34 protein-coding genes, 1 tRNA gene and 1 pseudogene are annotated in these 24,541 nt (G+C 40.6%); 16 read left to right on the forward strand and 20 right to left on the reverse strand.

Annotated features, from left to right (window positions below):
• Nucleotide 1: 1 nt before the first annotated feature.
• Both DPG01_RS11205 and DPG01_RS11210 read right to left on the reverse strand, forming a co-directional pair.
• A complete protein-coding gene (locus DPG01_RS11205; protein ID WP_110975154.1) occupies nt 2-493 on the reverse strand; it encodes a phage regulatory CII family protein in 492 nt (163 codons plus the stop codon).
• A gap of 58 nt (nt 494-551) precedes the next feature.
• A complete protein-coding gene (locus DPG01_RS11210) occupies nt 552-740 on the reverse strand; it encodes a hypothetical protein (protein WP_110975155.1) in 189 nt (62 codons plus the stop codon).
• Nucleotides 741-842: 102 nt separating this feature from the next.
• Between DPG01_RS11210 and DPG01_RS11215 the strand changes: the two genes are divergently transcribed.
• Complete coding sequence (locus DPG01_RS11215) at nt 843-1,496, forward strand: LexA family protein (protein WP_228156994.1); 654 nt, start codon at nt 843-845, stop codon at nt 1,494-1,496.
• Nucleotides 1,497-1,714: 218 nt separating this feature from the next.
• On the opposite strand, the gene DPG01_RS11225 is transcribed toward DPG01_RS11215, so the two are convergent.
• Nucleotides 1,715-1,957 carry a hypothetical protein gene (locus tag DPG01_RS11225; protein WP_110975157.1) on the reverse strand — a complete coding sequence of 81 codons (243 nt, stop codon included), beginning with the start codon at nt 1,955-1,957 and terminating at the stop codon, nt 1,715-1,717.
• Nucleotides 1,958-2,128: 171 nt separating this feature from the next.
• Here DPG01_RS11225 and DPG01_RS11230 point away from each other — a divergent pair, with 171 nt between their 5' ends.
• The 15 genes from DPG01_RS11230 (at nt 2,129) to DPG01_RS11300 (ending at nt 11,061) form a co-directional block, all read left to right on the forward strand.
• A complete protein-coding gene (locus DPG01_RS11230; protein WP_110975158.1) occupies nt 2,129-2,461 on the forward strand; it encodes a hypothetical protein in 333 nt (110 codons plus the stop codon).
• A 51-nt stretch (nt 2,462-2,512) separates the two neighbouring features.
• Nucleotides 2,513-3,064, forward strand: a complete 552-nt coding sequence (locus DPG01_RS11235; RefSeq protein WP_416346132.1) for a DUF2303 family protein — start codon at nt 2,513-2,515, stop codon at nt 3,062-3,064.
• Between the two features lie 330 nt (nt 3,065-3,394).
• Nucleotides 3,395-3,667: a hypothetical protein gene (locus DPG01_RS11240; protein WP_110975159.1), complete on the forward strand. Its 273-nt coding sequence runs from the start codon at nt 3,395-3,397 to the stop codon at nt 3,665-3,667.
• Between the two features lie 8 nt (nt 3,668-3,675).
• The gene (locus DPG01_RS11245; protein WP_110975160.1) at nt 3,676-4,200 is read left to right on the forward strand and encodes a hypothetical protein; all 525 of its coding nucleotides are present in this window, start codon (nt 3,676-3,678) and stop codon (nt 4,198-4,200) included.
• Nucleotides 4,178-4,396 (forward strand): hypothetical protein, encoded by a 219-nt coding sequence (locus DPG01_RS11250; protein ID WP_110975161.1) that lies wholly within the window; start codon nt 4,178-4,180, stop codon nt 4,394-4,396. Before DPG01_RS11245 ends, DPG01_RS11250 begins: the two co-directional genes overlap by 23 nt.
• An 8-nt stretch (nt 4,397-4,404) precedes the next feature.
• A complete protein-coding gene (locus DPG01_RS11255; RefSeq protein ID WP_110975162.1) occupies nt 4,405-4,665 on the forward strand; it encodes a hypothetical protein in 261 nt (86 codons plus the stop codon).
• Between the two features lie 111 nt (nt 4,666-4,776).
• Nucleotides 4,777-5,169, forward strand: a complete 393-nt coding sequence (locus DPG01_RS11260; RefSeq protein WP_228156996.1) for a hypothetical protein — start codon at nt 4,777-4,779, stop codon at nt 5,167-5,169.
• Nucleotides 5,169-5,477 carry a hypothetical protein gene (locus tag DPG01_RS11265; RefSeq protein WP_110975163.1) on the forward strand — a complete coding sequence of 103 codons (309 nt, stop codon included), beginning with the start codon at nt 5,169-5,171 and terminating at the stop codon, nt 5,475-5,477. The genes DPG01_RS11260 and DPG01_RS11265 overlap by 1 nt, the downstream gene beginning before the upstream one ends.
• Entirely contained in the window at nt 5,470-7,014 is a 1,545-nt protein-coding gene (locus DPG01_RS11270; protein ID WP_110975164.1) for a DNA cytosine methyltransferase, read from the forward strand. Before DPG01_RS11265 ends, DPG01_RS11270 begins: the two co-directional genes overlap by 8 nt.
• Nucleotides 7,011-7,502, forward strand: coding sequence for a class I SAM-dependent methyltransferase (locus DPG01_RS11275; RefSeq protein ID WP_110975165.1), 492 nt, complete (start codon nt 7,011-7,013; stop codon nt 7,500-7,502). Before DPG01_RS11270 ends, DPG01_RS11275 begins: the two co-directional genes overlap by 4 nt.
• Nucleotides 7,499-7,705 (forward strand): hypothetical protein, encoded by a 207-nt coding sequence (locus tag DPG01_RS11280; protein WP_110975166.1) that lies wholly within the window; start codon nt 7,499-7,501, stop codon nt 7,703-7,705. The genes DPG01_RS11275 and DPG01_RS11280 overlap by 4 nt, the downstream gene beginning before the upstream one ends.
• A 20-nt stretch (nt 7,706-7,725) precedes the next feature.
• Nucleotides 7,726-8,856, forward strand: a complete 1,131-nt coding sequence (locus DPG01_RS11285) for a phage integrase Arm DNA-binding domain-containing protein (protein ID WP_110975167.1) — start codon at nt 7,726-7,728, stop codon at nt 8,854-8,856.
• A 232-nt stretch (nt 8,857-9,088) separates the two neighbouring features.
• Complete coding sequence (gene fdxA / locus DPG01_RS11290) at nt 9,089-9,412, forward strand: ferredoxin FdxA (RefSeq protein ID WP_010327061.1); 324 nt, start codon at nt 9,089-9,091, stop codon at nt 9,410-9,412.
• Nucleotides 9,413-9,543: 131 nt separating this feature from the next.
• Nucleotides 9,544-10,263, forward strand: coding sequence for a D-Ala-D-Ala carboxypeptidase family metallohydrolase (locus DPG01_RS11295; protein WP_086208353.1), 720 nt, complete (start codon nt 9,544-9,546; stop codon nt 10,261-10,263).
• Between the two features lie 132 nt (nt 10,264-10,395).
• Nucleotides 10,396-11,061: an O-methyltransferase gene (locus DPG01_RS11300; protein ID WP_086208354.1), complete on the forward strand. Its 666-nt coding sequence runs from the start codon at nt 10,396-10,398 to the stop codon at nt 11,059-11,061.
• Nucleotides 11,062-11,202: 141 nt separating this feature from the next.
• Here the strand turns inward: DPG01_RS11300 and DPG01_RS11305 are convergent, their stop codons facing one another.
• From DPG01_RS11305 to moaA, 17 genes and pseudogenes are all read right to left on the reverse strand, one after another.
• Nucleotides 11,203-12,045 carry a universal stress protein gene (locus tag DPG01_RS11305; protein ID WP_110975168.1) on the reverse strand — a complete coding sequence of 281 codons (843 nt, stop codon included), beginning with the start codon at nt 12,043-12,045 and terminating at the stop codon, nt 11,203-11,205.
• 128 nt (nt 12,046-12,173) lie between these two features.
• Nucleotides 12,174-12,785: an acyltransferase gene (locus DPG01_RS11310; protein ID WP_110975169.1), complete on the reverse strand. Its 612-nt coding sequence runs from the start codon at nt 12,783-12,785 to the stop codon at nt 12,174-12,176.
• Nucleotides 12,778-13,374 carry an IMPACT family protein gene (locus DPG01_RS11315; RefSeq protein ID WP_086208357.1) on the reverse strand — a complete coding sequence of 199 codons (597 nt, stop codon included), beginning with the start codon at nt 13,372-13,374 and terminating at the stop codon, nt 12,778-12,780. Before DPG01_RS11315 ends, DPG01_RS11310 begins: the two co-directional genes overlap by 8 nt.
• Nucleotides 13,375-13,638: 264 nt before the next feature.
• On the reverse strand, nt 13,639-14,385 hold the full coding sequence (lptB, locus tag DPG01_RS11320) for an LPS export ABC transporter ATP-binding protein (RefSeq protein WP_110975170.1): 747 nt from the start codon (nt 14,383-14,385) through the stop codon (nt 13,639-13,641).
• Nucleotides 14,385-14,951, reverse strand: coding sequence for a lipopolysaccharide transport periplasmic protein LptA (gene lptA / locus DPG01_RS11325; RefSeq protein WP_086208359.1), 567 nt, complete (start codon nt 14,949-14,951; stop codon nt 14,385-14,387). The genes lptB and lptA overlap by 1 nt, the downstream gene beginning before the upstream one ends.
• The gene (gene lptC / locus DPG01_RS11330) at nt 14,941-15,483 is read right to left on the reverse strand and encodes an LPS export ABC transporter periplasmic protein LptC (protein ID WP_086208360.1); all 543 of its coding nucleotides are present in this window, start codon (nt 15,481-15,483) and stop codon (nt 14,941-14,943) included. Before lptC ends, lptA begins: the two co-directional genes overlap by 11 nt.
• Before the next feature lie 34 nt (nt 15,484-15,517).
• Complete coding sequence (locus DPG01_RS11335) at nt 15,518-16,057, reverse strand: KdsC family phosphatase (protein WP_110975171.1); 540 nt, start codon at nt 16,055-16,057, stop codon at nt 15,518-15,520.
• A gap of 3 nt (nt 16,058-16,060) precedes the next feature.
• Nucleotides 16,061-17,038, reverse strand: a complete 978-nt coding sequence (locus DPG01_RS11340; protein WP_086208362.1) for a KpsF/GutQ family sugar-phosphate isomerase — start codon at nt 17,036-17,038, stop codon at nt 16,061-16,063.
• A gap of 276 nt (nt 17,039-17,314) precedes the next feature.
• Nucleotides 17,315-18,058: an adenosylcobinamide-GDP ribazoletransferase gene (locus DPG01_RS11345; protein WP_110975172.1), complete on the reverse strand. Its 744-nt coding sequence runs from the start codon at nt 18,056-18,058 to the stop codon at nt 17,315-17,317.
• Nucleotides 18,058-18,660, reverse strand: coding sequence for a histidine phosphatase family protein (locus DPG01_RS11350; protein WP_110975173.1), 603 nt, complete (start codon nt 18,658-18,660; stop codon nt 18,058-18,060). Before DPG01_RS11350 ends, DPG01_RS11345 begins: the two co-directional genes overlap by 1 nt.
• Nucleotides 18,661-18,662: 2 nt before the next feature.
• The gene (gene cobT / locus DPG01_RS11355) at nt 18,663-19,715 is read right to left on the reverse strand and encodes a nicotinate-nucleotide--dimethylbenzimidazole phosphoribosyltransferase (RefSeq protein ID WP_110975174.1); all 1,053 of its coding nucleotides are present in this window, start codon (nt 19,713-19,715) and stop codon (nt 18,663-18,665) included.
• Nucleotides 19,712-20,230, reverse strand: a complete 519-nt coding sequence (gene cobU / locus DPG01_RS11360; protein WP_110975175.1) for a bifunctional adenosylcobinamide kinase/adenosylcobinamide-phosphate guanylyltransferase — start codon at nt 20,228-20,230, stop codon at nt 19,712-19,714. Before cobU ends, cobT begins: the two co-directional genes overlap by 4 nt.
• Nucleotides 20,221-20,868, reverse strand: a complete 648-nt coding sequence (locus tag DPG01_RS11365) for a 2'-5' RNA ligase family protein (RefSeq protein WP_110975176.1) — start codon at nt 20,866-20,868, stop codon at nt 20,221-20,223. The genes cobU and DPG01_RS11365 overlap by 10 nt, the downstream gene beginning before the upstream one ends.
• A 147-nt stretch (nt 20,869-21,015) precedes the next feature.
• A tRNA-Gly gene (locus tag DPG01_RS11370) sits at nt 21,016-21,091 on the reverse strand.
• 64 nt (nt 21,092-21,155) lie between these two features.
• Nucleotides 21,156-22,577: a cysteine--tRNA ligase gene (gene cysS, locus DPG01_RS11375; protein WP_110975177.1), complete on the reverse strand. Its 1,422-nt coding sequence runs from the start codon at nt 22,575-22,577 to the stop codon at nt 21,156-21,158.
• Nucleotides 22,578-22,722: 145 nt separating this feature from the next.
• Entirely contained in the window at nt 22,723-23,265 is a 543-nt protein-coding gene (locus DPG01_RS11380; RefSeq protein WP_110975178.1) for a molybdenum cofactor biosynthesis protein MoaE, read from the reverse strand.
• A gap of 1 nt (nt 23,266) precedes the next feature.
• A pseudogene (gene moaA, locus DPG01_RS11385) lies at nt 23,267-24,291 on the reverse strand (GTP 3',8-cyclase MoaA).
• Nucleotides 24,292-24,541 lie beyond the last annotated feature (250 nt).

Consider the following 24,541-nt stretch of genomic DNA (forward strand, 5'->3'; position numbering starts at 1 on the left):
ATCAGGCTTTTTCTATTTGCAAAGCTGATAAATACTTAGCGCACTCACCTTTCATAGCTTTACGCAGCGATTGAATCTTGAGTTCCATTTCTTCTAGGATGTGATCCGTCTCATCCATCTCAGCGGGAGTCACCACTCCGTCTTCTAATGCATTCAAAACTTGTTTGTTTGCTGCACCATTTCCAACATTCATACCGAGCAAAGACTCCAATACGCTTAAGTGATGCTCTTTACCATCAGTGTTTTCTACAGGAACCAACATCAAACCAATTTTGTGCGCCCAAACTTTCAAAACCGCTGGATTTTCCGTGTAGGTCAGCATTGCCTCAAAAGCTTTTAAGCTTGGTAAATGCGTTTCCATGTTTGGATTTGCGTAATTCAAAACCGTTTTATGCGATACACCCAATACATCTGCGACATCTTTAGGGCTTACACCTGTAGAGTGATGAACCATTTTGTGTAGTGCGGTTTTTGTTTCTTTACTAATGTCCATATGTGAATCCTTGAATTTATTCACGTTTACCTATTTGTTGGAAAACATGAAAATATGTTTATGGAGTTAAGGTTTCTAAATCAGCCTTCAATTTTCCTTTTGTGGTTAATTCAAAAACTGCTTGAGTGCGCGGCGGGATACCTTTTTTTTCCCACTTCCATAAAGTGACTTCTGAATAACCAGTTTTTAACGACAGTTCGCGCTTGGTTTTGCATTTGAAGTACCGCATTAGGTCAGACGGTCTCATGATTTTCTCTTAACTACGGTTAATTAACCAAAGTTACCACATGCAAACCACAGTTACAACTGTATGTATTAACATTGGTTAATACTTTTGATGGGTTTTTATATGTCTTTCCACGAACGCTTAAAACAAAAAATGGAAGAAAAAGGTGTAACACCTGCAGCTTTAGCGCGTGCTGCATCTGTGTCACCTGTTGCGGCAGGAAAGTGGGTTCATGGAGAAAGTGAGCCAAAAGCTGCTAAGTTAAAATTAATTGCTGATTTTTTAGGTGTGACTGATGATTGGCTTTTAACAGGCAAAGGCTCGCCATCAAAATTAGATAACAACATCGATCTATCTGAAAAAATCCCCTTAGAAGGTCGCCCGATTCCTGTTATCTCATGGGTAGCGGCAGGCTCACTTTCATCAATCGAGACTGTTTTAAGAGACACTGAAATTGATGAATGGCTTCCACCAAATAAAGATTGTGGCAAGAGTGGTTACGGCTTAAAAGTAACTGGAATGTCAATGTCACCTTTCTTTCTTCCAGATGACCGAATTTATGTGAATCCTGAGGTGCAAACTTTTGATTTACAAACTGGTGATCTAGTTATCATTGCTTGCTATGGGGAAACAGAAGCAACCTTTAAAAAGTTAATTATTGAAGGTGATAATAAGTATTTACAGCCATTAAACCCCAATTGGCCAGAGCAGATTATAAAGCTTAGTGAAGACTGCCGATTGGTCGGGAAGGTTGTTGGTTTATATAGAAAAATATAGAGACTTAATTTGTGATTAAGAAAATAAAAAAATGGTGGAATGGTGATTGGGTAACTTATGATGGGGCAAATTCATTTGGTTTTGGCTTGGATAGGCATTGGACTTCAAGGGTTGCACACTCAATTGTTGATTATTTTATTAGGCATCAAGTTTGGATAGTACCCACAATTATTACTGTGGCTGTCTCTATAGTTTTAGCCAGACCTTGGAAATGGTAGCTACTTAAACCAAGGCCACCAAGGGAATCCATATATGATTTTTTGGTTAGTTATTGGTTTGGATTTCTTACGAATTTCCATGATTAGTTTTTTTCTTTCTGCAATGTGATTATTTAATCTTACTTTTGCTTTGGATAATTTACGTTTTTTTATAAAAGGTGATTTACCTATGTTTTGCTTTAAAATTAATGAGATTAAGAAAATATTTAGTAATAACGAAATATAAAGCAAATCAATATCCACTTATTCAAACTCCATCCAACCCACCCCTGCGGTGGGTTTTGTTTTGTCTATTAAACCACAGTTAAGTAATCTGGTTTAATTAATTTTAACTTTGGTTAATTTTATTATTGACTAAATTATTAACCTTAGTTAATCTTTACTCACACACCAACCCAATGTGAGTAAACCAAAATGACAAAACAAACAGATGCACCTCAATTCGTTGCCGACCTATCAGGCGGTAATTTCTCGCAGCAACTTGGAATCGCTATTTCAGAAGTAGCTCAAGGCGTTGTAGCAAATGGCAAAAAAGGCAAAGTCCAAGTGACTATCGACATTTCACGTATTGGTGAATCTAACCAGGTGAATATCTCGCACACCCTTGCCTATGTAGAACCTACTGCCAAAGGCAAACGCTCAGAAGACACAACCTCTGAAACACCAATGTATTTAAACAATGATGGCAGCGTCACTATTTTTGCCAATCACACAAAGCAATTGTTTAACGAATTCGAAAAAGCTTAACCAACAACTCAAAACCTTTAATTTTTTTAACCCGCAATAGGAATGTTCCAAATGGAAAATACAGAAGCAAATGCAATCGCGATACTAGGAAACCCAGTTAAAGGTGTAGCCCGTGGAGACTTAGTTGCGGTACATGAAGATTACAAAATTCAAGATTTAGAAATTTTCCAAGGTGGTCGTGAGCGTGCACGTGGGGTGTTAAAAACCCCAACAATGGCAGACTTCAAATCATTTGTTCTTGATGGTCAGTTAAGCAATGCACCTGTCTTTGTAGATCATAAAAATGTTACAGCCACATGCATTTTGAATTATTCAGATGATGTTTACGCCCAAGGCCATTGCGACCATAAAGCCCTTTTACAACTAGAACCAACTGTTGTTTGGTCAAAGCTGAATGCACTTAAGGACCGTAAGCTTTCTCAACGTGATTTTGCTGTCTTCTTGGAAGACTGGGTAAGTGTATTAGAAATTACTGATGCTGTAGGTAATGTGATTGGTGGCGCACAAGCATTGGCAGCTGTCCGCAATATGAAAATTGATGCGACGGTTAGCGCCGATCATTCAGTAGGCAATATGTCTGAAAGTCGCTCTCGCTTTGACTAAGTTGAAGCGCGTTCTAAAGAAGAATTTACACCTGCGTATTTCAAGATCCGTGACTCTGCTTACTTTGGTTTAGATGAGCGTCTTATTGTTCTGCGTCTAGTCATCAACACAAATGATGATAAACCGGTCTTCTCAATTCAGATCGTAAAAGAAGAATTGTTGCTAGATGAAATCATTCAGGATTTTAAAGCCAAAGTAATTGAATTGCTGCCTGACAATCCTGTACGTATCGGTACATTCACAGCTTAATTTTAGGTATAAAAAAGCCCTGATTACTTTGCACGGCGATCAGGGCCCAATGTAAACACTTGCAAGCTTACGGGGCTAATTATGAATCAACGCGCATCGCATAGCAAATTACCTGAGTTTGGTGCAACCAAAAGCCAAACTTCTGCAATCCTCTACCAAGAACCGACCTTGGAAGAAACCAAGCCACAACATAAGCCAGTTATTGAGCTGGTGAAGACCTTCGCTGCAAGCACCCTACTGATGATCAGCATTTTCAGTATTGGTTTAGTAATTTTAAAAGGCTGTGCCGACGATGTTGAACATCAGAAAGCTATGGCTGTTAAGCATCAAATGCAGTTTGGTTCAAGTAAATAGGTGCACTAATGGCACTGGGTAACTTCCTCTGTTCTGAATGTGGAAACCAATTCCAGCGTGAAAATGGCGAAGCAAATCGGACATTGAAAAAAGTAGGATATTTATTTTGCTCTCGTACATGTAGCGGCATTCATAAACGAACACTAAAAACCGATGAGCAGAAGAAAATTGAAAAGGCCGAGTATGACCGCCAGTACCGCTTAAAAAATCTTGAGTCACTCAAGATAAAAAAGGCTGAGTACTTTCAACGAACCTACGATCCAGTGACAGCAAAGGCTAAACGTAAACAAAGAATGCATAGGCATGTTGAGTATTGCAGGACACCTAAATATAGGGCCTACAAGCAGAAATATGACCAGATATACCGAGCCAAGAAACAGTATGGCGAATTCTATGAATCAGCATTACTTCTTAATGAATTGGAAACCGAAGTAACTGAAAGGCTTGATTTTACAGAACGCGCATCACTGAAAGGCACTTTGAATAAACGCCAAACACGGAAAAGAAATTATGAGCAATCAATTAACTGCTGAACAACTTAAAAATGCACTTTGGGACTCATTAACTGCTGTTAAAAATGGTCAGATGCAACCTGCCGTTGGTGACTCTGTTGCAGGTCTTGGTCGTGAAATTTTGCGCACTGTAAAAGTTCAACTTTCTGTTTCAAATCAATCTAAGCGCTCTGTACCTCAGGACGTTATTGATTTTGCTGAAAACACAAGTAAATAGGTGATTGCATGAAAAAAGTCCCGAAAAGACATATGGATCAGTTCACGATGTTTTTATCTGTGGTTGGTTTTGTTGCAAAGACTAATGCTGATGGCTCTATCACTTGTATCAATCCCAAAATGCCGAAAGAGCGCAGACAAATCGTGCTTTGGCAGAACGGAAAAATGAATAAAGCATGTCAGTTACTTTGGTGGGATTTTCTAAATCACTGGTTACTTATCGGAAAGCAATTTATTGAAGCGCTGAATAAGAAGATTGAGGTGGCGTAATGGAAATTCGCATATATGTGAAACGCGGTTAAATGAATATTTCGAGTAATTATTTGCGCAATTTCAACCATAAATCAGGATTTTGCGCAGATGTTTGCTCAGGAGAGTGTGATGAAAATTCAAAAAGTTAAAGTTAAAGCGAAAATTCAATATTGGGAAGACACTGAAGTAAATGGAATTGATGACACCGAAAATGGCGACAACATCCCATGCAAACAAGGTGAATTGTGGTGCCCAATCATCAATATAGCTACTGGCATTATTGAAAATTGGGAAATCGGTAAAACTGCAAAAGTTCACTACAAAGTGTCCGATTGCTGCGGTTGGGAATTGTTAGATGAAAACGGCGCTGTAATTCAATCACAAGACGATGGTTACGTGCCTAAAACGTTATGCCCTGCTGAACGCGGCTATGGCGATTACATCATCATGAACATTAATGAAAACGGACTAATTGATAAATGGCGTTTTGATATTGATGATTTTCAGGAGGATAAAGACTGATGGAAATCCTAAAAGAGTTTACGGATTTTGCTGTAAATAGTGGCTGGTGTGTTGATGGTGAGTCAACTCAAAACGGATTCCTTTTTTATAACGCTCAGACAAATGATCGTTGGATCGGCTGGCAAGCAGCTACAGCCCAAGCAGTTCCTGAAGGGTTTGTTTTGGTAAACGCAGAGTCTCTAGCGCTTCACGCCCAAAGCATTCGCATGTTTAACAATAGTAAGGAGGTAGATGATTATTACGAAATTGAAAATCACGTCTGCGCTATTGAAGCAATGATCGAAGCACAGGAGCAAAGTGATGTATGACCTACTCCCCCACGAGCTGATTATTGATAACTTTGCTGGCGGTGGCGGGACTAGCACTGGCCTTGAACAAGCTTTTAATCGTCCTGTGGATGTTGCCATCAACCATGACCCAAAAGCGCTAGCAATGCATCGAGTGAATCACCCTGAGACCAAGCACTATTGCGAAAGCGTTTGGGATATAGATCCAATTGAAGTTACTGGTAATCAACCTGTAGGACTCGTTTGGCTTTCGCCTGACTGCAAGCATTTCTCTAAAGCTAAAGGTGGAAAGCCAGTTGAGAAGAAAATTCGCGGTTTGGCTTGGGTTGCACTTCGCTGGGCTGCCAAGGTTCGCCCTCGAGTAATCATGCTTGAGAATGTTGAAGAATTTAAAACTTGGGGACATCTCAACTCAAAGGGAATGCCTTGCCCTGTGCGAAAAGGAAGGACTTTTAATAGTTTTGTTAATGCTTTAAAGAACCAGGGTTATGAAGTCGATTATCGTGAATTACGAGCATGTGATTTCGGTTCACCGACTATTCGTAAGCGCTTCTTTTTGATTGCTCGTCGTGATGGCTTGCCTATTCAATGGCCTGTGCCTACACATGGTCATCCTGAATCTATCCAGGTGAAGAAAGGTAAATTGAAACCATGGCGTACCGCAGCGGAATGCATTGATTGGTCAATTGAATGTCCAAGCATTTTCACACGCACACGTCCGCTTGCAACTGCAACACTTGAGCGCATTGCGGGTGGTCTTAAAAAGTTTGTTTTTGATAATCCTGAGCCATTCATAATAAATGGCATGGCACCAGTTTTAACTGAATGTGCAAATGCATCGAATAAACGGTCAATGTCGATTAATGAACCGCTGCGAACAATATGTGCGCAGACTAAAGGTGGACATCATGCCCTCATAGCTCCAAGCCTTGTTGTAAATACATCAGGCCACCATGGGAACAATGTGACAAATCCTTTGCACACAATTGCTACAGGTGGTCATCATGGCTTGGTTTCTGCATTTTTAGCCAAAAACTACACTGGTGTTGTAGGTAGTTCAGCAAAAGAACCTGTTCATACAATTACAGCAAAGGATCACAATTCACTTGTTGTTAGCCACCTATCTAAGATGAAGAACAACTGTATTGGTCAGGAGTTGAGTGAACCGATCCACACTATGACCACTGTTAATCAGTTTGCAGAAGTACGCGCTTTTCTAACTGCCTTCTATGGCAATGAGAAAGACGGTAATTCAATTGGGGAGCCTTTACGCACTATTCCAACACGTGACCGGTTCGGATTGGTAACTGTAGGCCAACAGCAATATCAAATTGTAGATATTGGTTTTCGTATGCTTCAACCAGTGGAGCTATTCAAAGCTCAAGGCTTTCCTGATTCTTATATTTTTGAAAAGGGATTGGATGAACATGGTGGCGAAATTCGTCTGACTAAGACTGAGCAAACAAGGATGGTTGGTAATTCAGTTTGCCCTCAGTTATCTCGAGCATTAGTTGAAGCCAACTTTAAACATGAAAGTAAATATCGAGGTGCAGCATGACAGCAAAAATACTCGATCCCTGCTGCGGCTCTCGCATGATGCATTTTGATCGTACAAATCCAAATGTCGTATTCGGAGATATTCGTACAGAAAAGCACATTTTATGTGATGGGCGCTCTCTTGAGGTGTCGCCTGATATTGAAATGGATTTTCGTGCAATGCCATTCAAAGATGGTCAATTCAATTTAGTTGTATTTGATCCGCCACATTTGATCAAAGCAGGAAAAGAAAGCTGGCTTGCTTTGAAGTATGGAAAATTGAAAGAAAACTGGCGGGCAGATATTCAAAAAGGATTTGAGGAATGTTTCCGCGTGTTGGCCAACGGTGGTGTTCTGATTTTTAAGTGGAATGAAACACAAATTAAAGTCAGTGAAATTTTAGCTTTGACTGATCAAAAGCCTGTCTTCGGACACATCAGTGGAAAGCGTGCGAATACTCACTGGATCACTTTCATGAAGTTTGAACTTTCAGAGGAGATTCACCTATGACATGCCTAATCAAAGTTTCAGAATTTATTAAACGGGTATATGGTGAAAAAGACTCAACCCCTCCTACCCCTCAGACAATCACACGCCAATGCCGTATTGGCGAACTACCTGCTGAGCAAAAAGGTAAACTGTGGTACATCAAATGGGATATTTACCAAAAGCAAACTGGTAATAATCTTGTCGATCGGGTACTTAACAGTTGAAACAAATATTGGAGTTGTCTATGTCTAGACCACGCTCTAAAAGAAACAAGGATCTGCCTGTAAACCTATATAGAGGTGAAGGCAGTTCTTGGAGATATCGTCACCCGGTCACTGGTAAGTACCATGGCATGGGCGATGATAAAGCTAAAGCAATGATTGCTGCTAGAAAACTAAATGAATTACTTACACCGTCACTGGATCTTGTTGCTCGTGTTATGGGTGAGGTTACTTTTGGCGAGTTTTCTCAAGAGTTTTTGGCAAACAAACGCCGCAAAGATGGTCGCGTGCTTGCTGCAAACTCGAAACGTATTTATACAAATTACTTAAAAAGATGTACTGATTGGGATGAACTACCACTTTCTTCAATCACACTTTTTATGACGAATGCCCTACTCGATGATTTACCTGCTTCTACCAGTATCGGGTGTCGTAGCTTTCTCGGGGAAATATTCGATGTCGCTATTAGCAAGGGCCTTGTAAATGACAACCCTGCTAGACAAACAATCAAGCGCTATCGTACCAAACAACGTAAGCGTCACACACTTGAGGGTTTAACAGCAGTTCGCGCTGCGGCACCTAAATGGCTACAAAATGCGATCGATCTTGCCATGCTGACAACGCAGCGACGGATCGACATTATTAAGATGAAGTGGACTGATATTTATGACGGCTATCTTCATGTGGCACAGGAAAAAACAACAGATGATCCTGAGGATGATTTCGAGTTTTTGGAAGGTGCTGGTTATGTTCGTATTAAAGTTGATGCAGAACTTCAAAAAGTCTTGGATCGATGCAAGGACAATATTTTAAGTCCATTCATCATCCACCGTGCACCAAAGAAAAAACATGGTAGACCTTTAAAAGTTGAGAAAGAGCACTGGACACAAATTGATGATCAGTATCTATCAAGACAGTTTTTGGACGCTGTAAAACGCTCTAATGCATACCCAAATTATATTGGGCGGCAAGTACCATCTTTTCACGAAGTGCGTGCTCTCTCCATTTTTATGCATAAGAAAGCAGGTAAATCAGCTCAGCAATTAGCTGGTCATACCACGGCGAGAATGACTGAAGTTTATGCATCTGGACATGAAATTTCATGGAATGATGTTGATATTGGAATCCCTTTACCATTTGCAGATGTGACATAAGTTGCACCTGCAAAACTATTATTTAAGTTATTGTTTTCTATAATTTCTTAAAGCTCGATTTTTCCTATAAAAACCCCTTAAAAATCAATGCACATTATAATAAAAATCATAAACATAGTCTTATTTCACGCATATAAATAACAAATATCAATAAAAGCAATTGTTAGTTGGTGCCGTTTTTGCCTAAAATACACATTAGTTATTAGAACCATATTTTTAGGTAGCCTTCGCCATGACCTTTGTTGTCACTGAAAATTGTATTAAATGTAAATATCAAGACTGCGTAGAAGTTTGTCCAGTAGACTGTTTCTATGAAGGTCCAAACTTTCTAGTGATCAATCCAGATGAGTGTATTGATTGTGCACTGTGTGAACCTGAATGTCCTGCAAATGCAATTTTCTCTGAAGATGAACTGCCAGAAGGTCAAGAAGTCTTTATCGAACTGAATGCTGAATTATCACAAACTTGGCCAAACATTACCCAGATTGGTGATCAACCTGCTGACCGTGAAGAATGGAACGGTAAAACAGATAAGTTACAATACTTAGAAAAGTAACTCTAAAAAGATCAGCATAAGCTGATCTTTTTTTATACCTAAAACACACATTTGATTGCAATATTTCCAAATTTTCCCCATCAATATAGATTAAAATAATAGCCGTATTTTTTAAATATTTGATTTCTATAATGAAGAAATTTTTAAAGGGATTATTTGCGGTTAGCATAATCCCCTTGGTGATGATTGGCTGTACGACTTCATCTCACAAAGGCAAAACCATTACGACTCCCGATGGAAAACGTATTTTTATCCCACAAGAGCAAATTAGTTTTGACCGCCCTGCACCACCTAAAATTATTCCTTATACCTATAATGCTTGGATGTCTGTAGGTGACACACTAGCACGCGTACGTGAGTATGAAGTTTTCCTTGAACGTAATGGCGTTGGGAATATCATTCCAAGCTTTGAACTGCTCAGAACCGCTCGTGACTGGCAAAAATGTGGTCGCTCACAATATATGATTCCAAACCGTGAGCTTTGGAAAAACCAAATTGCGACTCTAAAAGTGTTTAAATATTTGGTTGCAGCCAAAGTACTGACCGATTTTGAAGTTACTTCAGTTTATCGAGATCTGCCTTTAAACCAATGTGCAGGGGGTGCCAACTCATCCCGCCACTTATTCAATTCTGCTATAGATTTTCGAATCGGACCTGAAAACCCACAGCCGCAAGATTATGCATATATTGAAAATACTAAATTCCGTCTATGCCAATTTTGGGCCCAACACGGACAAAGCTTAAACATGGGCTTAGGCTTATATGCATCTGGTCAAATTCACATTGATACCCAAGGATATCGCACATGGGGCCCTGACCTTAGTCGAAATTCATCAATGTGTAATTACTAACTATTTTATAAGGAAAAGAGGTCGATTAGACCTCTTTTTTTAAGCATTGATTTAAACAAATATGGTCGGATAAATTGCACTCTGAAAATAAAAGTTTAAAATGCTCCACATCGCAACCAAGGTGAACATGCTATGCAACAAATGTGGACAGAGATTGATAACTATATCGACGCACATTTAATTCCTGAAGACCCCATTCTGACTCAAACTTTAGAAAATACAGAGAAACATGGTTTTCCAGATCACTTAGCTGTTGCACCCAACCAAGGCATGCTTTTACAAATGCTGATTCAAATGAATCAATGTAAGCGTGTGTTGGAGCTTGGTACTTTTGCTGCCTATAGCACCATGTGGTTAGCGCGCGCTTTGCCTGAAGATGGCTATATTTTAACAATTGAAGGGCGTGATACGCATGCCGCAATGGGTCAAGAAAATATCGACAAAGCTCAGCTTAAACAAACTGTTGAACTCGAATGTGGACGTGCAGCAGATATCCTTAAATCGCTGCCCGCAGACATTGAACCTTTTGACTTTATTTTTATTGATGCAGATAAGCAAAGTTACCCAGAGTATTTGGAATTAAGCCTCAAGCTATCTCATTCAGGTACTTTGATTTTCCTTGATAACGTGATTCGTGCAGGCGATATTATCAATCCTGAAAATCATAAGCCAAGTATTGAAGGGATCCGTGATATGTTTAAAGCGATGCAAAATCATCCGAAAATTTTGTCGTGCACTGCCATTCAAACTGTCGGTAGCAAAGGACATGATGGCTTTGCCTTAGCCATTGTAAAATAAGCTAAAACTTAGATTAAAAAATACCCAATTAATTTAAGCTTATATAAATTATAAACTTACATTTACTGTCCATATAGTTATCCACAATTAATGCGGATAACTATGGATAAAAGGGGCACAATTTAGAGAAGTCACTCTATATTAGCGTGCCACCAATAAAGGCACTTTGGCATTCCTAAAAATAGTCGTAGCAATGCTACCCAAAAAGAACTGATGAATTTTACTGTGGCTAAATGCCCCTAGAACAATCAGTTGTATACCATGCTCATTCTGATATTCCAAAATATTTTCAGCCACGTCACCATAGCGATATTCAGTAATCACATCCAGATTCGCCTCTTTTAAATAACGTTCTGGCTCTGCTAGGATTTCAGGGTGGTCGCCAACATAGACTAAATGGCATTGTAAAAGACGCAGTAAATCGCTTTGAGCAATTCGCTTCATCATCTTCACACAGGTCGGAGAATATTCATAAGCAAAGATAAAACGTGTAGGCGGTTTGAATGTATCACCCACGGTCATGACCGTGCATTTTGCTCCGCGAATAAAGTTTTCAACATTACTACCCAGTGGTTTATTACGTTCAGCCGATTTTTCTCCGACTCGACCAATCACGACAATGTCATCTTCATGTAATAAATTAAAACTTTGCTCGAGGAAGTCTCCTTTTTCTTGAATATGTGTCGTATGCAAGCCGTGTGTTTCAAGAATGAGTTTAGAAATATGATCAAGTAGATTGTTACTGTAACTGAGTGCAAGTTCACTTTGTTTCTGCTCCAACTCAGCTAGCTCTTTGAGCAACATTGCATTGCTTTCAAATCCAATCACCCCACTAATTTCACCTAAGTGATAACTTGCAGGGTAATAATCCAAAACTTGTAAAAGGACCAATTCACGCCCTGTTTGTTTTGCAATCCAAGCAGACGCTTCTGCTAAGGCATTGATACAAGGGGAAGAATCAATACATGCAATGACTCGTTTCATTATCGCCTCTCATTACACCGCATTTGGCATAAGGTCTCATTGTTGTTCTAAACTTAGCATATCTTTTTTTTTGATGGCAGATTTTTATGTAATTAAGTATTGATAAATGTTCAAGATTCTTTGATGTCTTAATCACGTAAACGAATAAGCTGAGCAGGATTGCCTGACACAATGGATCGCTCCGCAATATCTTTGGTCACCATACTATTCATGCCTACCACGGCATGTGCACCAATTTTCACTCCATCTTTCACGCCCGCATGTGCCCCCAACCAAACATCTCGTCCAATTTCTATCCCTCTTGAACGTACAGGTTGTTGATAGATCGGATCACTGAGTGCCATGCCATGATCAAAGGCATATAAGTGACAATAAGCTGCAATACGTACTTGATCATCTAACTTAATCCCCACACGGCCACCATCCAAAATACAATGATGGTTGATTGCGACCTCGTTGCCAATCTCTAAAGGCCCGTGCAAAGTACAATCAGCAGCAATAAACGTGTTGTCCCCAATAATAATTTTACGGCCTGGCTCTGCAAAAATGTGTGCCAATGGAGAAATAAAACAGTTTTGACCAATTTCAACGGTTTCCATTTCCATTAAGTAAGCTTGGTACTCTTGCTGCCATGCCTCAGCCCACATCCGATTTTTAGGCTTGAGTGACCAATACAACCATGGCATATAATTTAAGCGGTGCTTATGCTGTTCACGATATTTGAGTAAGGGATCAGTCATGATGGTCATCCACAATTTTTAATGCTTCACGCCCACGGGTTAGGTCTTGTATTTTAACTGCGAGCGCTTCAATCTGATGCACTTGTAATAATGCCTCTACAAGCACGCCCTCCGCAGTATATTGCTCATTAAACTCAATCTGCCCGCTATTCAGCTCATACTGGAAAATTGCCCATTCATTAAATTGACAGGCAAAATGTACTTTTTTCTTTTCAATGAGCTCGATTTTTTCGGCCAACAGTAAACACTGTCCTGCTGTTCCACCATAAGCACGTACCAGTCCACCTGTGCCTAACTTGACACCACCATACCAACGATTGACCAAAACCAAAACATTGGTTAGTTCATTACCTTCGATGGTGGCTAAAATAGGACGGCCTGCAGTACCTGAGGGTTCACCGTCATCATTAAAACGAACATTATGACCAATTTTCCATGCCCAACACTGATGTGTGGTGCTGATATCTTTATATTGCTCTAAAAAGTCTTTAACAGCCTGTTCATTTTCAACAGGCACAGCAAAAGCTTGAAAACGACTTTTTTTGATGTCTTCTTCATAGCTTACTAAACTAGAGATGGTAAATGGCATAACGTAATTTTTAAAAATTTCACAAAAAATTATAACGTATTTTCAATCAGCTATCGTATGAAAATGGCTCATTACTTCAAACCAACACGATAATCAAATAGACAATGCATAGCAGTATAAAAGGGAAAAAGATGCTTCAAATACTCTACGATCAAACATAGAATAAAAGAACGAGCTATGTGACTGAGTCAAAATGGGATATCCATAACTCTAAAATTTCAGCTCAAAATCTGCGCCAATCAGACCAATTGGCGCAGCAAATACTTATACAGTAAAGTCATCACCCAGATAGACTTGGCGCACGGTTTCATTGGCTAAGATCTCATCAGGAGAACCTTCAGCAATTACCGCACCCTCACTGACAATATAAGCACGCTCACAAATCGCTAAAGTCTCACGAACGTTATGGTCTGTAATCAATACGCCGATCCCGCGCTGTTTCAATGTAGTAATAATATCTTTAATATCACCGACTGAAATTGGGTCAACCCCAGCAAACGGTTCATCCAATAGCATAAATTTTGGATCAGCGGCCAATGCACGTGCAATTTCCGCACGACGACGCTCACCACCAGAGACACTCATACCCAATGAATCTTTAATATGACTGATTTTGAAATCAGCTAATAATTCATGCAAACGTTGTTTACGCTGCTCTTTATTCAAATCTTTTCGTGTTTCCAGAATCGCCATAATATTTTCAGAAATGGTGAGTTTTCTGAAAATAGATGCCTCTTGCGGCAAGTAACCAATACCTTTACGCGCACGTTCATGCATGGCCAAATCAGACATATCCAAGTTATCAAGATGAATTTCACCTTTATCCATGCGTACCAGTCCAACCACCATATAGAAGCTAGTAGTTTTACCCGCACCATTTGGTCCAAGTAAGCCAACAATTTGCCCACTTTGCATGCTAAAAGATACATCTTTTACCACCCAACGCTTACTGTAGTTCTTCGCAAGATGCTTGATGCATAAGGTCTGTGGCTGATTGAGAGTTTGCTCCATTAGTCACGCGCTCCAGGGAAGGATTGAGAGGCTGAAGGTGGAATCACAATTTGAACTCGACCGCCCGATGAACCACCACTACTCGGTGTACCAATCGCTTCAATATCCCCTTTGTTCATACTATAACGCAGCGTATTACCCCGAATACTGGCACCATCCTGCTCCAAAAGTGCACTACCTGATAAGGTAATAATGCCTGTTTCTGCATTATAAATAATCTTTTGCGCCTGACCTTTGGCAATGCCTTTATTGGTACTGACTTGCTGCTGAAAACGTGCAGGCTTGCCATTTGCAGTAATGGTACTGATTTGACGGTTTTGGTTCAAATTCGCAACAATCGAGTCAGCCTGAAGTTTCATAGTCCCTTGTTCAATAATGACATTACCCGTATACGTCGTGACTCCTGTTTTTTCATTAAAGGTTGCACGATCCGCCAACAATGAAATGGCTTTAGTTCGATCACTTGGTAATGCTAAAGCAAAAGTTGAAACTGCTACACCTAAGCTCAGTGCAAGCGTTTGCTTGAGGAAAGTTTTCGAAATAGAAAATTTTGGATTATGGTTCATACTTCCCTCGAATATGGAAAAAGTCATATTGACCCGTATTTAAATTTGCTTTTAAACCCTGACTGACAAATTCTGCTTGTGGTGTTGTGACCACCACTTGCTGTTGAGATTCAAGTTCACGTGTTTTTGGAAAAGCAGTCAGTTCGACCGTCTCAAACTGCATACGGCCATGATCTAACATTTTTTGAGCAACAACCTGATTCGTTAATACGACTTTTTCGTTGTCATTAGAGCCATTCGCCTGCTTTGCATAGAATATGGCATCGACTTTTCCTGCTTTATACATTTCAGCATTTAAGTTTTCTAACTTCGATGTCTTCTTTTGCATATCTTGCTCAAGACGATCTATCTTTGCTCGGACGTATAGATTTCCCCGCTCATCCGTTTGTGTCAGCTGGATCTTCTCAGCAGAATAGGTCATGCTCTGCGCAGAATCGACTTCGAGCTTATGCCCCTTTCCACTATAATAGTAATAACCACTACTGATAGCAGCAATCGCTACGGCAGTGATATATAAAACTTTAGTATCCATAAATGTTAACTAAACTCTCATGCATGCATACTGATTAATGCGGGACTGCGGTATACTTTTCAAGTAAAGTTTCGTATACGCCTTTGGCTTGTAAAATCATATCGCAAATTTCACGTACAGCACCACGACCACCCATCGCTTGAGTGACTAAATCCGCACGACGACGAACTTCTAAATGACCATTCGGTACTGTAACTTTCATACCAGCAATCGCAAATGCAGATAGGTCTGGCCAGTCATCTCCCATATACAAACAGTCCTCTGGCACAATGCCGAACTTTGCACAAGCTTCGCGTAGCGCCACACCTTTGTCTTCACGCCCTTGATAAACAAGGTCAACACCCAAATCAGACATGCGTTTTTCTACGATCTGACTCTTACGACCCGTGATAATAATCACTTTCACGCCAGCCTGCTGAACCAGTTTCATACCTAAACCATCACGGATATCGAAGGATTTAATTTCGTCCCCAGAGTTGGTTAAAGTTACAAAACCATCACTCAAAATACCATCGACATCCAAAACTAGAGCTTCTACATGACGTGCTTGTTCTAACAAAATATAAGAAGCCATTTCTTAGTTCACCCCAGCTTGAATCAGGTCATGCATACTCAACACACCAATCACTTTATTGGCATCATCAACGACGACAAATTGGTTAATTTTCTTTTCGTTCATTCGCTCTAAGGCTTCGACAGCACGTGCTTCGGCAGAAATTGTCAGTGGATTTTGAGTCATCACATTTGACACAGCCAAGTTCACATCAAAACCTTGTTGCTTATCAATCAAACGACGTAAGTCACCATCGGTAAAAATACCCAACAGTCGATCATTTTCATCCACAATTGTGGTTAAACCTAGGCGTTTGTTTGAGATTTCGTAAAGAACTTTGTTCATTGCTGTATCTGGAGACACTTTTGGTAGCTCATCCCCTGTATGCATTAAATGTTTCACATGCAACAACAGACGTTTACCGAGTGCACCAGCGGGATGGGAACGAGCAAAGTCATCTGACGTAAAACCACGAGCTTCGAGTAGTGCAACAGCCAATGCATCTCCCAAAGCTAAGGTTGCTGTGGTACTTGATGTTGGTGCCAAACCCAATGGGCACGCTTCTTGGATATCACCTAAGGTCAGCGCCACATCAGCATTTTGTGGCATTGGTCCACGTTCATCACCACTGATGGTAATTAAAGGCACACCTAAATATTTAATCAAAGGCATCAGCATCATAATTTCATCACTCTTGCCCGAGTTTGAAATCGCAATCAATACATCGCCTGCAACCAACATCCCTAAATCACCGTGACCAGCCTCACCAGGATGCATGAAAAATGATGGCGTGCCTGTAGAAGCAAACGTAGCTGCCATTTTTCGTCCAATATGTCCCGACTTTCCCATTCCAGTTATGACTAAACGCCCTTTACACTTTAAAATAATTTCACATGCACGAGTGAAACGATCATCTATTTGCTGTGCAAGAACTGATAATGCTTGTCGCTCTATCTCAAGAGTTTCTAAAGCCACTTTTTGGAAATCAATAGGATTTGACATATTTTCAGAATTCAATGCTGTTTTACCTGAATTGCATGATGATATTAAACACTACCATCACATAAAAAATAATTTCCAAGATTTTATCATATCTAGGTTGTCAACTAGCGTGGAAATCTTTGGATTTTCACAACATATCTACAAATGATCCATTCGAACAGATGAATCCCTATTTTAATGATCTATATTGTCCACTTTTATACTGATACTTTTACCATTCGATCAAGATCTGCTATCGCTTTACATCAAACGACGATTTTTTTTGGTTTATAATAGTTAGGCTAAATAAAATACAGCAAACACAAAACTCAATAATGTGGCTAATTCAATTATTTCAATACTTGCCCCAATGGTATCGCCTGTCACTCCCCCGATGCGCTGTATAAATTTACACCGTAAATACCACAATGCTAAATAAAATGAGGCAAGGACAACAACTCCAATCCATGCCCAATACAAGGCCACTAAAGGCGTAAGCAATAAAAGTGCTATTGCGATTGGTCGAGCTAAATGTTGACCCAACTGGCTACCAAGTCCTTTTTCACGTACATAGTCAGTGCTTAAAAAGAAAAAAAGAGGTACGAGACGCCCTAACAGAGGAAAAAGCATCAGCGCTGTATACAGCTGTTTTTGTAATAACACATACAATACCGACCATTTTAATAGGCACATAATGACAAGACTGAGGACACCTATTGGCCCACAACTCGGATCTTTCATAATCGCAAGTGTACGCGCTTTATCTCCAAAACCACCAACCCAAGCATCTGCGGTATCGGCCAAACCATCCAGATGCAAACCACCTGTCAGCCAAATCCAGTGCACTAGAATTACACTGCTTAACAGCACAACTGGCAAAGCATGTAATAACAGGGCAATTCCATACAGAATGCTTCCTATGAGCAAACCCACTACAGGATAAAACAACAATGCCTGCGCATTTTGCTGAGGCGTTGGCATTGCGCTTAAGCGAACTGGAAACGTCGTTAAAAACTGTAATGCAATCCAAAAAGGTGTCATTACACGTCCTCACTTTGAATAAACTGAAGCTGCCCTTGAGTAAAAACAAAGCAGTTCAACTGCCCTAACTCTGCTGACATTTTTAAAAGATCATTATCATGCTGTTTTAGCGCTTGGCATTTTAAGAGTTTAATGACTCCTGCATGGGAAATAATCAATGCACGTGTCCAGCCCTGCGCATGCATTTGTTGGGTCAACCTCTCTACAGACTTTAGAACGCGGCTTTTAAATACCACTAGGCTTTCTGCCTGAGGCGGGGTAAAGCTTAACGGTGTTTGCCAAAATTGGGCCAACTCATCTGGAAAGAGTTGATAAAGTCGCTCAGTCGGCTGAGCTTCCCATTCTCCAAAATCCATTTCTTGCAAATTCGGTTCTATAAACAAAGGAAGCTGTTTTTGCTCGGCCCATTGCTCTGCAAACAGACGGCAGCGCTGTAGCGGTGAGCTATAAATGACATCCCATGCCTGACTAACCTGCTCAGCCTGCGTGAGGGTAGATTGCATTTGCATCCAACCTTTCGCCGTCAAAGCATCATCCGTTTTACCCCGTAAGGTATGACTTAAGCTGGTTTCGCCATGGCGCAGAAAATCTAAATACAACATCTTTAAACTTTCTCACCAATCACTGCTGCTTCAGCAAATGTTGCCATCTCATTATGTAAACGACAGGCGAGTTTGATCAATCCAAGTGCAGCCCCTGCACCACTGCCTTCTCCCAACCGTAGGTTCAGCTTCAATAGAGGCACCGCTTTAAGTTCTTGCAACAAACGCACATGACCATATTCAGCCGACTGATGTCCAAAAAGCATCCAAGCGCGAACCTGTGGATTTAAACGTACTGCGAGTAACGCCGAAACAGTACTGATAAACCCATCCACCACCATCGGCAGACCCAATTGCGCACAGCGAATATACGCACCTGTCATGGCTGCGATTTCAAGTCCACCCACGGCACATAGGGCTTTAAATGGATCGTTCCCGACATATTGGGCATGCAGTGCAAGTGCTTGGTCGATCACCTGTTTTTTATGTATCAATTGTTCAGTACGGATACCCGTTCCAACACCTGTTAACTTTTCAGCAGGTTCAGCCAATAAAAAACAAGCGACAGCTGAGGCTGAACAGGTATTTCCAATTCCCATTTCACCCGCAACATAGATATCCGCCCCATAAGCGATGGCATCTTCCACACTTTTTTGACCCAAAGCAAAAGCATCTTCACACTCAACCTCAGTCATAGCCAGAGTTTGAGCAAAGTTAGCCGTACCCGCGCGGATGCAGTGGCGTTCAACTCCGACATATTCATAAGCTTCACCGACTGAACCACAGTCGATGACTTGTAATTTAGCTTGATACTCTTTGGCAATCACACTAATACACGCCCCACCTGTTGCGAAGTTCTGCAACATTTGACGTGTCACCGCTTGTGGATAGGCAGAAATATTTTCTTCCATCACCCCATGATCACCTGCAAAAATCGTAATCCATGGGCGGTCAATCTTAGGTTTTACAGTGTTTTGCAAACTGGCTAAGGTTACTGCAACCGATTCAAGCTCCGACAACGAGCCCGTCGGTTTGGTCAACTGTGACTGGCGTACTAGGGCTTGAGCCAATACTGACTCACTCGGACTTTGACATGCTTCTAACCACCAACTCACACTTGTTCTCCTTTTAAAATCATGGGAAATCCTGCCACGCAGAACACCACTTTTGTTGCGATTTGACCTAACTGCTGATGCAATCGCCCTGTTTCATCGACAAAGCGACGGCTAATTTGCCCCATTGGAACCACACCTAAACCTGTTTCATTACTCACTAAAATCAGCTCGGACTCTAAATTTGCAACAACATCTAACAGCTTCTGGCATTCTTGAACTTGTAAGTTTAGGTCAGTCTGCATCAGTAAATTACTCATCCATAAGGTCAGGCAATCGACCAAAATGGTTTGGTTTGGGCGGTCTAATTTGAGCAACTGCTCTGCAAGATAAATGGGTTCTTCACACAGCCCCCAATCTTCGGGTCGTTGCTGCTGATGGTGTTGAATACGCGCTTGCATTTCCCCATCTAAGGCTTGTGCTGTGGCGACATAGACCACTGGCTGCGCTAACTGTTGTGCAACCTGCTCTGCCAAGCGGCTTTTCCCCGAACGTGCACCACCTAAAATCAGTTGCATTGTGCATTTCCCAACTTAATTTGTGTATGTGAAAACAATGGCCCTTGTAAAACATCTGCCTGATAAAAACCAAACGTGAGCTTCGAGATGTTTAAGCTATAGTTGATGTCTGCAATTTCAGCCATACGTGTCAATACATGATCACTACTCACCGCTTCACGGTATAGACCTAATGTAATATGCGGACAATAACTTAATGCCGCGACTTCCTGCGATGTATGCAACAATGTTTTTCTAATTTTTTCTAACACGCCTGCGGTATCATCCACTTTTAAAAATAAGGCACTTTCAAAACTATTTAATCCACCTATCTGTAACTGAAAAGATTCTAGCTTTAAATTTTTAAGGCGTTCAAGCTGCTGATTCATTTGCGCTCGACTAAAGTCGTCCGACTGTGTTGCCTGTTCTACCCAAAAACCAGCAACAAATAAGGTGATATGAAACTGCCGTTGATTCGGTTGATAAAGTAAATCTGAAAACTGCTCACGAAGCTGGGTTAAATAGCTGACCAAAACAGGATCATTCACTTCAATATACCAAAGTGCATAGTGCTCACGTCCCAAATGCCATTCAGGATAGTCTCGATCTTCGGTCGGTACGACAGTGCTATTGGGTTGAAGGAACACAATTTTATTCACAAATGAAGATGAATGATTTAAGCATATTTTTGTCAAAATGATGGGCTGAAACGCCGAGATAATTTCACATTTAAATGAATTATTTTCAACACACTCAAATTACAGACATAAAAAAACCTCAAGCTAAGCTTGAGGTTTTTTAAATTTTGGAGCGGGAAACGAGACTCGAACTCGCGACCCCAACCTTGGCAAGGTTGTGCTCTACCAACTGAGCTATTCCCGCAATATGGATGTGCATTATAGAGAGTTTCATCAAACTGTCAACACTCTATAATGCAATTGCTGAATTAATCAGCACGGCGCCAAATTGTCCCTTGACGAGTGTCTTCCAAAACAACACCCTGATCTAACAAGGACTGACGAATTCCATCCGCTTTGGCAAACTCTTTGGCTTTTTTCGCGTCTTGACGTTGTTGAATCAAATCTTCAATTTGTTCTTCAGACAAAGTCAAAGCCTCTTGCCCAATGTCAGACTTCAGAAATTCTTCAACATTGTGCTGAACCAAACCTAAAATATTGGTTAAATGACGCAAGGTTGCATAGTAAATTGCCGCTTGCTCAGCGTGTTGCTCTTTCACTGCACGGTTCAATTCTTTGTTAACTTCAAACAACACCGCAATGGCTTCGGCGGTATTAAAGTCATCCCGCATGGCACTGTTGAAACGCTCAAGCAATGTTTCATCCAACGTATCGACGTGCGTATCACCATAGGCTTGTTGATATGCCTTAAATGAATGGTAGAAACGTGACAGTGCCGTTTTTGCTTCTTTTAAAGCAACATCAGAGAAGTTCACAGGACTACGATAGTGCGATGACACAATAAAGTAACGAATCACTTCAGGGTGAAACTTATCCATCACATCACGAATGGTAAAGAAATTGCCCAATGACTTCGACATTTTCTCGCCATCAACGTTAATGAAACCGACATGCATCCAGTAGTTGACATACTGCTCACCAGTTGAAGCCTCAGACTGTGCAATTTCATTTTCATGGTGTGGGAACATGAGATCCGAACCACCACCATGAATGTCAAAATGGTTCCCTAGGCAGCAAGTCGACATGGCAGAACATTCAATATGCCAACCTGGACGACCTTTACCCCACGGCGAAGCCCATGCAGGTTCATTTTCTTTGGCATGTTTCCAAAGCACAAAGTCAAAGGGATGTTTTTTCTCAACTTCAACATCGACCCGTTCAGAAGCACCCGCTTGCATGTCTTCCAGTGTGCGACCTGAAAGACGACCATATTTGGCAAATTTTTCTACTTGGAAATACACATCACCATTGGTAGATGGATACGCAGTGCCTTTTTTAACCAAATTGCCAATCATGCTCTGCATTTGGTCAATATAATCCGTTGCACGTGGGGCTTCGTCTGGATGTAGACAACCTAAGTTTTCAGCATCTTCATTCATGGCTTGAATAAAGCGATCTGTTAGTTGAGTAATCGACTCGCCATTTTCATTGGCACGTTTAATAATTTTGTCGTCAATGTCGGTAATATTACGCACATATTTCACGCTCCAACCTTGGCTACGCAAGAAGCGAATAATATAGTCAAATGCAACCATCACGCGCGCATGTCCAATATGACAGTAGTCATACACCGTCATACCGCAGACATACATATCAATATGCCCCTCAACACGAGGTACGAATTCTACTTTTTTGCGTTGCTCTGAGTTATATAGAACAAATGGTTGCATAGCGATTCAAAAGACTTTAAATATAAGAATGGATTATCTTAACCTAAGCATTATTTTTCATAAAGTTTTCAGAAGATTTTTCTTCAAATTATCTCACCGCTTTCCTTTTTAAACTCATCAAGTGCTAAATTTTCTCATGCAAATCTTAAAGGTGCCATTGGTAAATATTGGCATTGAATAATGCGCTTTGCTGAGCATGAACATACGCATGATCACAGTGCTCGTGGCTATGAGGTTTTGGCACTTCATGGTCTTTTCGAATACAACAACCTTCGACATATTGACTGCTACCATCCAGATAAAACTCTTCTTTCCATACAGGAACTTCATGTTTCACTCGTTCGACAGCTTCCTCACAGGCTTGAAAGGCTTCATGGCGGTGCGCAGCGTAAGCCATCGCAATAATGGCAGTATCGCCAATAGCTAAAGTACCAATCCGATGTACCACCCGAACATAAGACACGCCATATTTGAATTGGATCTCTTGTTCAATTTGACGAATCATTTTTTCAGCGACAGGTGCATAAGCACTATATTTCAATGCTTGGACAGCTTTACCTTGATGGTGATTTCGCACCGTACCAATAAATATACCCATAGCGCCGCACTCAGGAAAATGATGGATACCATCAAAGTCATTTTGACTAAAAGCAGATGCTTGAATACGTGAAAACTGTTTTAAGGTCATTTTAGCCCCCAATCATATGCATACTGATTTTGCGAATAGGTTGGAGTACTTGCTGTTGAATAGTGTGAAAGCCCTGTTCTTTATGCCAGATATAAGTCATCAACTTACTTTTCAAATGCACAGATGCATGTTGATAATCTTGAGCAAGCTGTTGAATATCTGGTTTCAGTTTTAAACCTTGCTTAGCAAAGAGACAATTATAAAACTCGCCCTGCGCATTCAAGCGCAGTCGATCACACTCCCCACAAAACGAGTTGCTAATGGTCGATATAACGCCAACCACACTGCCATCCACCCGATAACTACGCGCTGGATTGGCACCTTGTCCCTCAAGCACTTGCACCGTAAATTGTGAGCTGAGTTGAGACAAAATTTCTTGCTCAGTGATAACATCAGCTTGCGACCAATTTTGATCGCCATCTAAAGGCATAAACTCAATAAAACGTAGTTCTAGCTTTTGCTGCTTGGCCCACTGCACCAAAGGAATAATTTGATCCTCGTTCATTCCTTTCATAAGGACTGTATTGATTTTAATGTTAAAACCAACATCTTGTGCGGCTTGTATTCCCTCAAGCACAGTATGGAGTTGTTTCTTGGTCAGTCTTTGGAATTGATCCGCATCTAAGCTATCCAGGCTAATATTTAAGTCATCCAGTCCAGCTTGTTTTAAAGCATCTGCATATTGTTTTAAATAATGACCATGGTGGTCATTGAAACACGCTTGAGACCCATTTTTTTTAACGATTGGAGTTGCTCGATAAAATGCACCACTCCCTGCCGCATCAATGGTTCACCCCCCGTAATACGAATCTGCTCAATTCCTTGTCGCACCATAAATTCACAAAAATGATAGAGTGCTTCAAAACTCAGTAGATCATGTTTTTTCATCCATTCAGGATGTTCAGGCATACAATAGACACATTTAAAATTACAACGATCCGTCACGGAGATCCGTAGCTTTCGCTTTTCTCGCCCAAACTGATCTTGGAATACGCCAATTGCGGCTAACTGTGTCATGCTGTTCATCTGTCTTGCCTACGCATCATTTGCGCTGTTATTGAACAGTTCAAATTTCACGCCCTAATTTCTTGGTTTTAAAACAGCAAAAAATGTTCCAACTTTGTGCTATTCAACAGATGGAATATGCTCAAGTCATAATACGAATAGAACAATACACAGCACATTGTGATATAGATAAAGTAAATTAGACACGTAAAAACAGTTTAAGATATTGTTTTATTTATTTTAAATATATTTCTATTATTAGCCAGCATTA

Source organism: Acinetobacter sp. WCHAc060042 (genome assembly GCF_003231195.1).
GTDB lineage: Bacteria > Pseudomonadota > Gammaproteobacteria > Pseudomonadales > Moraxellaceae > Acinetobacter.

Excerpts from the sequence above, each read along its gene's own strand:
- DPG01_RS11205 (WP_110975154.1), bottom strand. The coding sequence starts at position 493 with ATGGACATTAGTAAAGAAACAAAAACCGCACTACACAAAATGGTTCAT.
- DPG01_RS11210 (WP_110975155.1), bottom strand. The coding sequence starts at position 740 with ATGAGACCGTCTGACCTAATGCGGTACTTCAAATGCAAAACCAAGCGC.
- DPG01_RS11215 (WP_228156994.1), top strand. The coding sequence starts at position 843 with ATGTCTTTCCACGAACGCTTAAAACAAAAAATGGAAGAAAAAGGTGTA.
- DPG01_RS11230 (WP_110975158.1), top strand. The coding sequence starts at position 2,129 with ATGACAAAACAAACAGATGCACCTCAATTCGTTGCCGACCTATCAGGC.
- DPG01_RS11235 (WP_416346132.1), top strand. The coding sequence starts at position 2,513 with ATGGAAAATACAGAAGCAAATGCAATCGCGATACTAGGAAACCCAGTT.
- DPG01_RS11240 (WP_110975159.1), top strand. The coding sequence starts at position 3,395 with ATGAATCAACGCGCATCGCATAGCAAATTACCTGAGTTTGGTGCAACC.
- DPG01_RS11245 (WP_110975160.1), top strand. The coding sequence starts at position 3,676 with ATGGCACTGGGTAACTTCCTCTGTTCTGAATGTGGAAACCAATTCCAG.
- DPG01_RS11250 (WP_110975161.1), top strand. The coding sequence starts at position 4,178 with ATGAGCAATCAATTAACTGCTGAACAACTTAAAAATGCACTTTGGGAC.
- DPG01_RS11255 (WP_110975162.1), top strand. The coding sequence starts at position 4,405 with ATGAAAAAAGTCCCGAAAAGACATATGGATCAGTTCACGATGTTTTTA.
- DPG01_RS11260 (WP_228156996.1), top strand. The coding sequence starts at position 4,777 with ATGAAAATTCAAAAAGTTAAAGTTAAAGCGAAAATTCAATATTGGGAA.
- DPG01_RS11265 (WP_110975163.1), top strand. The coding sequence starts at position 5,169 with ATGGAAATCCTAAAAGAGTTTACGGATTTTGCTGTAAATAGTGGCTGG.
- DPG01_RS11270 (WP_110975164.1), top strand. The coding sequence starts at position 5,470 with ATGTATGACCTACTCCCCCACGAGCTGATTATTGATAACTTTGCTGGC.
- DPG01_RS11275 (WP_110975165.1), top strand. The coding sequence starts at position 7,011 with ATGACAGCAAAAATACTCGATCCCTGCTGCGGCTCTCGCATGATGCAT.
- DPG01_RS11280 (WP_110975166.1), top strand. The coding sequence starts at position 7,499 with ATGACATGCCTAATCAAAGTTTCAGAATTTATTAAACGGGTATATGGT.
- DPG01_RS11285 (WP_110975167.1), top strand. The coding sequence starts at position 7,726 with ATGTCTAGACCACGCTCTAAAAGAAACAAGGATCTGCCTGTAAACCTA.
- fdxA (WP_010327061.1), top strand. The coding sequence starts at position 9,089 with ATGACCTTTGTTGTCACTGAAAATTGTATTAAATGTAAATATCAAGAC.
- DPG01_RS11295 (WP_086208353.1), top strand. The coding sequence starts at position 9,544 with ATGAAGAAATTTTTAAAGGGATTATTTGCGGTTAGCATAATCCCCTTG.
- DPG01_RS11300 (WP_086208354.1), top strand. The coding sequence starts at position 10,396 with ATGCAACAAATGTGGACAGAGATTGATAACTATATCGACGCACATTTA.
- DPG01_RS11305 (WP_110975168.1), bottom strand. The coding sequence starts at position 12,045 with ATGAAACGAGTCATTGCATGTATTGATTCTTCCCCTTGTATCAATGCC.
- DPG01_RS11310 (WP_110975169.1), bottom strand. The coding sequence starts at position 12,785 with ATGACTGATCCCTTACTCAAATATCGTGAACAGCATAAGCACCGCTTA.
- DPG01_RS11315 (WP_086208357.1), bottom strand. The coding sequence starts at position 13,374 with ATGCCATTTACCATCTCTAGTTTAGTAAGCTATGAAGAAGACATCAAA.
- lptB (WP_110975170.1), bottom strand. The coding sequence starts at position 14,385 with ATGGAGCAAACTCTCAATCAGCCACAGACCTTATGCATCAAGCATCTT.
- lptA (WP_086208359.1), bottom strand. The coding sequence starts at position 14,951 with ATGAACCATAATCCAAAATTTTCTATTTCGAAAACTTTCCTCAAGCAA.
- lptC (WP_086208360.1), bottom strand. The coding sequence starts at position 15,483 with ATGGATACTAAAGTTTTATATATCACTGCCGTAGCGATTGCTGCTATC.
- DPG01_RS11335 (WP_110975171.1), bottom strand. The coding sequence starts at position 16,057 with ATGGCTTCTTATATTTTGTTAGAACAAGCACGTCATGTAGAAGCTCTA.
- DPG01_RS11340 (WP_086208362.1), bottom strand. The coding sequence starts at position 17,038 with ATGTCAAATCCTATTGATTTCCAAAAAGTGGCTTTAGAAACTCTTGAG.
- DPG01_RS11345 (WP_110975172.1), bottom strand. The coding sequence starts at position 18,058 with ATGACACCTTTTTGGATTGCATTACAGTTTTTAACGACGTTTCCAGTT.
- DPG01_RS11350 (WP_110975173.1), bottom strand. The coding sequence starts at position 18,660 with ATGTTGTATTTAGATTTTCTGCGCCATGGCGAAACCAGCTTAAGTCAT.
- cobU (WP_110975175.1), bottom strand. The coding sequence starts at position 20,230 with ATGCAACTGATTTTAGGTGGTGCACGTTCGGGGAAAAGCCGCTTGGCA.
- cysS (WP_110975177.1), bottom strand. The coding sequence starts at position 22,577 with ATGCAACCATTTGTTCTATATAACTCAGAGCAACGCAAAAAAGTAGAA.
- DPG01_RS11380 (WP_110975178.1), bottom strand. The coding sequence starts at position 23,265 with ATGACCTTAAAACAGTTTTCACGTATTCAAGCATCTGCTTTTAGTCAA.